Raw genomic sequence first — 6,333 nt, 5'->3', positions numbered from 1 at the left:
TGTTCAAGGCGAAGTTCGACCTCACCAAGCTCAAGGACCCGGACGAGCTTGCGAAGCTCGAGCGGACCTATGTCGCGATCTCTGACACGAAGTCCGGCGTCAACAGCTCGACCAACGCGGCGCTTGCTCTGATGAACGCCGCCGTCAGCGCCGGGGCGGGGGGGCAGTTCACGCCGATCACCCTCGACATCAGCGCCGTCACCAGCTTCCGCCGCAACACCTATTGACGAGGCGGCACTTGGACGGAGGGACGGGTTTCGGCAACCGTGGGCCCATAAGTGCCTGATCATGTTGGACCGAAAGCCTGACGCAGCCCCGGGATGTCGGGGCAGGGCCGGATCATGCAATCCGATTTCCGCCATTCGAGACATGCAACAGCATGATTGCACTTGGCGCTCTTTTCCCTGAAATGTTTCTTGAAAAGATGAGGGCATTTCAAGGGGAACCGAGGGTGATTTTCCCTTTGCATTATTTCGATACAGGCGACATCCACGACAATCGTAGCGCGATCAACACACCCGTCAGTGCGCCCCCAGGTAATGCTACAGCCGCCACAATTGCGCCCCAATTCACGGGCTTATCCAGACCTACCACGGTGGATGCCGACTTCGTCAGAAAGACGATAGAACCCTAAGAAGTTAGAGTAATCATGTCATCGATCCTCACCAACAACTCCGCGATGTCCGCCCTCTCGACCCTGCGGAACATCAACTCGAACCTGAACAACACCCAGGACCGAATCTCGTCGGGCCTCAAGGTGTCCTCGGGCAAGGACAACGCCGCCTACTTCGCGATCTCCGAGACCATGAAGGGCGACAGCGGCATGACCAAGGCTGTCAACGAGAGCCTGACCCTGACCAAGAACTCGGTCGCGACCGCGCGTCTCGGCGCCGAGCAGTTCGCCGATCTGGCGACGGAATTCCGCGACAAGGTCGCCTTCGCTCAGGAAAACAAGGGCGGTCTCGGCGAAATCGAGGCTGACCTGAAGCGCCTCGTGGCCGACATGGGCGCCATCATGTCGCAGTCGACCTTCAACGGCGATGATTTGGTCAACGCCGGAAAGAAAAACGCTGCGGGCGCCGCAGCGACGCCTCTCACCCTGACCGTCCTCGGCGCCCAAGATCAGGCTTCGACGAGCTCGAAGGCTGCCGATCGCGAAATCATCACCGGCATCAGCCGTAATACCGCAGGCACGCTCCAAACTACGAAGATCACCGTGGCACCGGTTGATCTGAACAAGCAGCTCGAAATCTTCAGTGCGATCACGACCGATTTTGAGACCCGCGCAAGCCAAACGACCGATGCTGTCACCACAGACGGTTTCAATGATGGCGAACAGTATCTTGCTGCCGTGCTGAGCCTTGCCGACACCGCGACCAAGGCCACGGTCGATGCCGCAACTTCGCTGGGTCAGTCCGAGAAGTCGATCGAGCGTCAGCAGGAGTTCCTGACCAAGCTCTCAGACAACCTCGACTCGGGTGTCGGCGCGATGGTCGATGCGAACATGGAAGAGGAGGCGGCCCGCCTGCAGGCGCTGCAGGTCCAGCAGCAGTTGGCGTCGCAGTCGCTCTCGATTGCCAACCAGGCGCCGCAGAACATCCTGAGCCTGTTCCGCTAAAACGTGATCGAGGGCGGCCCATCCGGGCCGCCCTCGCCAGCTCTCAGATCGGACGACTCGTCAGAACGACGAGGTACACGACAGAATGACAAAGTCTTTTCCATGTCTTCAATACTGACCAATCTCGCCGCACAATCCGCTCTACGGTCAATGCGCGGGATCGAGACCGCACAGGACCGAAACCAGGCCCGCATCACGACCGGTCTCAAAGTTGCGTCCGGCAAGGACAACGCCGCCTATTTCGCCATTTCGGAAACCCTGAAAGGCGACAGCGGGATGAACAAGGCCCTCAAGGAAAGCCTGACCCTGACCCGGAACGCCATTTCGGTGGGCCGCCTGGCCACGCAGAGCATCCTCGAGATGACCGGCGAGCTCGGCGAAAAGCTGATGCTGGCGCAGAGCCAGTACGACATGGACCCCGATTTCGATGGCACGACGATCCAAGCCGACATCGACGCGATCCTCAAGCGCATCTCCGGTACGGTCGCCCAAGCCAGCTTCAACGGAACCTCGTTCGTTGACGGGCACGGCAATCAGCACTGGGACAGTACCGATGGACTAGCGACCGGTTTGAACCCCGATACCTCTCGCTGGACGAGCAGCCGCGACTATGACATCCGCGCCGACCAGGATGACGCGGGATACGACCCGGCGCTCGATCCCGACGTTGTTCAGGTGGCCGTCGGGGTCAGCCGCAAAGGGGGCGACATCGAGGTCAGTAGCTTGCCGATCAAGAAGGCGGACCTCCTGTCGATCGAGGAAGAGTTGCAGTGGCTTGATGTAACGAAAGATTTCCAGCTTGATAAAGTAGCGATCAAGGGAGGCAAGGTCTTCAGGGCTGGGGACGACCGGATCGCCTTTTATATCGATCTCGTCGAGCAAGCGCGCGGCATGTTGATCGAGGAAGCCGCTTCGTTGGGCCAGGCCGAGAAAAGCATCGAGCGGCAACAGAGCTTTTTGACCGAGCTGACTGACATTCAGGATGCCGGGGTTGGCCGTCTGGTCGATGCCGACATGGAAGAGGAAGCGGCGCGCATGCAAGCGCTGCAGGTCCAGCAGCAGCTGGCGTCGCAGTCACTTTCGATCGCCAACCAGGCCCCGCAGAACATCCTGAGCCTGTTCCGCTGAAGCACATCGCGGCTCGTCCCCTCCATGGGTAAGCCGCGGCCGGTCCGGATGAACGCCTAGCGCCGCGCATCCCACGGTGTCTCGGGCCCAGGCGCATGCGCCGCCTGTCACCCTTTGCCGCCACTGCCCCGCGGGCCGCTCTTCCCGGTTGTTGGCAAGAAATCTGTGCCATGTCGGTTATGGCCGACGCAGCCAATTTTTTCCCACGCCCTCTGACTCAAGATATGGAGGTGCTTGGTATCCAGTACCTGAGGCCGCTTGCTCCATCGGCCATTCAACGGGCTTTCTCGGCTTCCGTGCTCCCATCGTGCAGGAGGCCGGCGAGACGACTGGAACAGCGCAGCGAGAGCCTTGAGGCTTCAGATCCTCCGCCCTTCACCAACCAGCCGGATTAAGCTGACGGCCATCCCCGAATAGTTCGCCAAGACGCCACGAACGCGCCCCAATTCAGGGGTTTAACCGTGATCATGCCGCGGCGGTCATGCCGACTTCGTCAGAAAGACGATCGAACAGTGAGAAACTGGAGCACTTGATATGTCTTCGATCAACACCAACAATTCCGCGATGTCCGCCCTCTCGACACTGCGGAACATCAACTCCAACCTGAACAGCACCCAGGACCGCATCTCGACCGGTCTCAAGGTGTCCTCGGGCAAGGACAACGCCGCCTATTTCGCGATCTCAGAGACGATGAAGGGCGACAGCGGCATGACCAAGGCCGTGAACGAGAGCTTGACCCTGACCAAGAACTCGGTCGCGACCGCGCGCCTCGGCGCCGAGCAGTTCTCGGAGCTGGCCACGGAATTCCGCGACAAGGTCGCTTTCGCCCAGGAGAACAAGGGCGGTCTTGACGAAATCGAGGCTGACCTGAAGCGTCTCGTGGCCGACATGGGCGCGATCATGTCGCAGTCGACCTTCAACGGCGATGATTTGGTCAACGCCGGCAAAGGAGACGGTGCAGGCGGCACAGCGACAGCCCTTGCCCTGAACGTCGTCGGCGGTACCGCTACCGCATCGACGAGCTCGAAGGCTGCCGATCGCGAGATCATCACCGGTATCAGCCGTAGTTCCGCGGGCGCCCTGCAGACTACGAAGATTACCGTTTCGCCGGTTGACTTGAACAAGCAACTGGAAGTCTTCGACGCGATTGCGACGGACTTCTCAACCCGTGCCAGCAGCACGGCCGATACCAACACCGCAAACGGTGCCGATGGCGATGAATACCTCGCCAATGTGCTGACCCTTGCCGACACCGCGACCAAGGCCACGGTCGATGCAGCCACTTCGCTGGGTCAGTCCGAGAAGTCGATCGAGCGTCAGCAGGAGTTCCTGACCAAGCTCTCCGACAACCTCGACGCCGGCGTCGGCGCGATGGTCGATGCGAACATGGAAGAGGAAGCGGCCCGTCTGCAGGCACTGCAGGTCCAGCAGCAGTTGGCGTCGCAGTCGCTCTCGATCGCCAACCAGGCGCCGCAGAACATCCTGAGCCTGTTCCGCTAAGGCACTTCGCGGCCCGCCCTCCGGGGCAGGCCGCACCCTCTCCGGAAAAGCACCTGACAATTCACGCAAGTCATCGATCTGAGACCCGGTATTGGTCAACGATACACAGGGGCAGGCCGGATACATCCGGATCGCTCAAGGCACTGGATCGAAAATCATGTCTCGGGCGATGACCACGCAGAGGCAGCGTTGCCTGCATCGCAATCTAATCATCATCTGATTGATCGCCTCCTGGCCCTCGGCTCAGTGGATCATCGCGAGCCTCGGAACCCCTCGGCACCCGGAACGCGCAACTGTCCCGCTGGCACTCCAGTCATGGATGTCGCCTTCCCGACAGGTGAGTTCGTCCGCTGAACTGGTTTTCTGTGGCAGCGGAGCATATGCCAGCGCCATGACCTACGACAACGGCGAGAGCGGCTCGGCGACGATCGATGTCAGCCCCGCTCGGCTCGACAACTTCCTGCCCTACCTGTACGGAAACGACTGCGCTCGGCATGGGGCATGCAGACCGCTACAATGACAGCGCCGCGTATGGACGCGACGCGGTGTTCAGCAATGACAGCCGGTAGATGTCCTATCTTGGGCAGAACGAGAACCCGACCATCCGGCCGAGATCGCTCCTCACCCGTAGACCGGGTTCGGGGCCAAGCTTTCGGACCGCACGCGGATCTCGTTCAGCCGGACGGGGCGGTGGTCCCAGACATCGAGGCCGACATTGACGGCGCCGCGATAGCCCCGGTGATCGCCATGCACATGACCGAACAGGTGGAGGGCCCCGTGCTGAGCACGGTTCCAGCTCAAGAGCGGGTAGTGGCACAGCACCAGCAGCTGGTCACCGTCGCGGATCTCGACGAGCTCGTGGACCGAGGTCCAGCTCAGGCCGCGGATGCGGGGGCCGTCGTGGTTGCCCGCGACGAGGTGCTTGCGCCCAGGCAGGGCGTCGAAGATCGCTGTGATCGCGCTGAGGCGGGCGGCACTGCGCCCGTAGGCCAGATCGCCCAGGATCCAGAGATCGTCGTCGGGCCCGACCGCTTCTCGAAAGGTCTCGATGTAGTGGCTATGCATGGCATCGAGATCGGCGAAAGGCCGGTCGCAGAGCCTCAGGATGTTGGCGTGACCAAAATGCGGGTCGGCAGTGTAGATGTTCATGCCGCCCCACCTCGTGGGGCAAGGGGGCCGGCCGGGGAACGTGATGGCGTGTGAGTGGATCGAATGAGGCCAGGGATGGGCCGGGCGGAATGGAAGGGTGGCATGGAGCAGAGACCGGGGCTGTAACGAACGGGAGGGGCGAGGGCAGGCCCGGCTTGTCTTGGGCCGGGGGCTCAAGCCCGTATCGAGCGGCGGTCGATGTCGTGATGTGCGGTCATGCGGCGAGCATGGCAGGCGCCCGGGATGGGGGCAAGGTGACGCCGCGAGGCGGGCGGCCTCGGGTCAGGGCCTGCAGGACCTCGCTCCCTTGGGCCAGAATGTTTCCCACGACTGAACAGCACGGTTTTTTGCGCCACGACAATAAAGGCAAAGCGCCGATTGGCACCGGGTCGCCCTGTTCATATGTAGAAAACACCCGACGCCAGCTTGGCCCGGGGTTCTCTCAGGGTCCGGGGCATTTGTGTTCGGTCAAACCACCGGTCCTCCATATCTTTATACGCGAATTCGGTGGTTTGACCGAACCTGCCAACCCCGAAGGCGAGCGCTCCATATTCCATAATAGTTGTTATGAGTTCGAAAGATGTGTAGCGGTGGATTCACGTTCGAAGTGCAACTTCTGTATGGAAACAGATGGTTACATGGAGAGCAATCGATGGGCACCTGCTACGCACATTTGGATCTCGAAGAGCGCCAGAAACTCGCGCGGTGGCGCGAGGCAAAATTGCCGATGAAAGAGATAGCACTGCGGCTCGGCCGCGCGCCCTCCACGCTTTACCGGGAGATGCGGCGCAATCGCTTCGTAGATGATGAGTGACCTGAGACCCTGTTCCTCCTCCAGTTTGGGGTAGAGTCCGTCCAACTCAGGAGACGGACATGAAGCGATCGCGTTTCGCGGAAGAGCAGATCATTGGAATGCTGAAGGAACAGGAGGCCGGGCT

5 protein-coding genes and 2 pseudogenes are annotated in these 6,333 nt (G+C 61.0%); 6 read left to right on the top strand and 1 reads right to left on the bottom strand.

Annotation, left to right across the window (positions count from 1 at the left end; all coding sequences use genetic code 11):
- The 5 genes and pseudogenes from LOS8367_RS18440 to LOS8367_RS19435 form a co-directional block, all read left to right on the top strand.
- A pseudogene (locus LOS8367_RS18440) lies at positions 1 to 227 on the top strand (DUF1217 domain-containing protein); the annotation flags it as partial.
- Positions 228 to 649: 422 nt separating this feature from the next.
- A complete protein-coding gene (locus tag LOS8367_RS18435) occupies positions 650 to 1,618 on the top strand; it encodes a flagellin N-terminal helical domain-containing protein (protein ID WP_085898003.1) in 969 nt (322 codons plus the stop codon).
- A 102-nt stretch (positions 1,619 to 1,720) separates the two neighbouring features.
- Positions 1,721 to 2,746, top strand: a complete 1,026-nt coding sequence (locus LOS8367_RS18430) for a flagellin (RefSeq protein ID WP_278247985.1) — start codon at positions 1,721 to 1,723, stop codon at positions 2,744 to 2,746.
- A 534-nt stretch (positions 2,747 to 3,280) separates the two neighbouring features.
- The gene (locus LOS8367_RS18425; protein WP_085898002.1) at positions 3,281 to 4,246 is read left to right on the top strand and encodes a flagellin N-terminal helical domain-containing protein; all 966 of its coding nucleotides are present in this window, start codon (positions 3,281 to 3,283) and stop codon (positions 4,244 to 4,246) included.
- 391 nt (positions 4,247 to 4,637) lie between these two features.
- On the top strand, positions 4,638 to 4,766 hold the full coding sequence (locus LOS8367_RS19435) for a hypothetical protein (RefSeq protein ID WP_278247984.1): 129 nt from the start codon (positions 4,638 to 4,640) through the stop codon (positions 4,764 to 4,766).
- 101 nt (positions 4,767 to 4,867) lie between these two features.
- On the opposite strand, the gene LOS8367_RS18420 is transcribed toward LOS8367_RS19435, so the two are convergent.
- Positions 4,868 to 5,395, bottom strand: coding sequence for a metallophosphoesterase (locus LOS8367_RS18420; RefSeq protein ID WP_085898001.1), 528 nt, complete (start codon positions 5,393 to 5,395; stop codon positions 4,868 to 4,870).
- 652 nt (positions 5,396 to 6,047) lie between these two features.
- On the opposite strand from LOS8367_RS18420, the pseudogene LOS8367_RS18415 reads away from it, so the two are divergent.
- Positions 6,048 to 6,206 (top strand): annotated as a pseudogene (locus LOS8367_RS18415) (helix-turn-helix domain-containing protein); the annotation flags it as partial.
- Positions 6,207 to 6,333 lie beyond the last annotated feature (127 nt).

The sequence above is a fragment of the Limimaricola soesokkakensis genome, assembly GCF_900172345.1.
Classification (GTDB): domain Bacteria; phylum Pseudomonadota; class Alphaproteobacteria; order Rhodobacterales; family Rhodobacteraceae; genus Limimaricola; species Limimaricola soesokkakensis.
The sequence above is the reverse complement of the archived record's forward strand: the minus strand, read 5'-3'. Positions and strand labels throughout refer to the sequence as shown.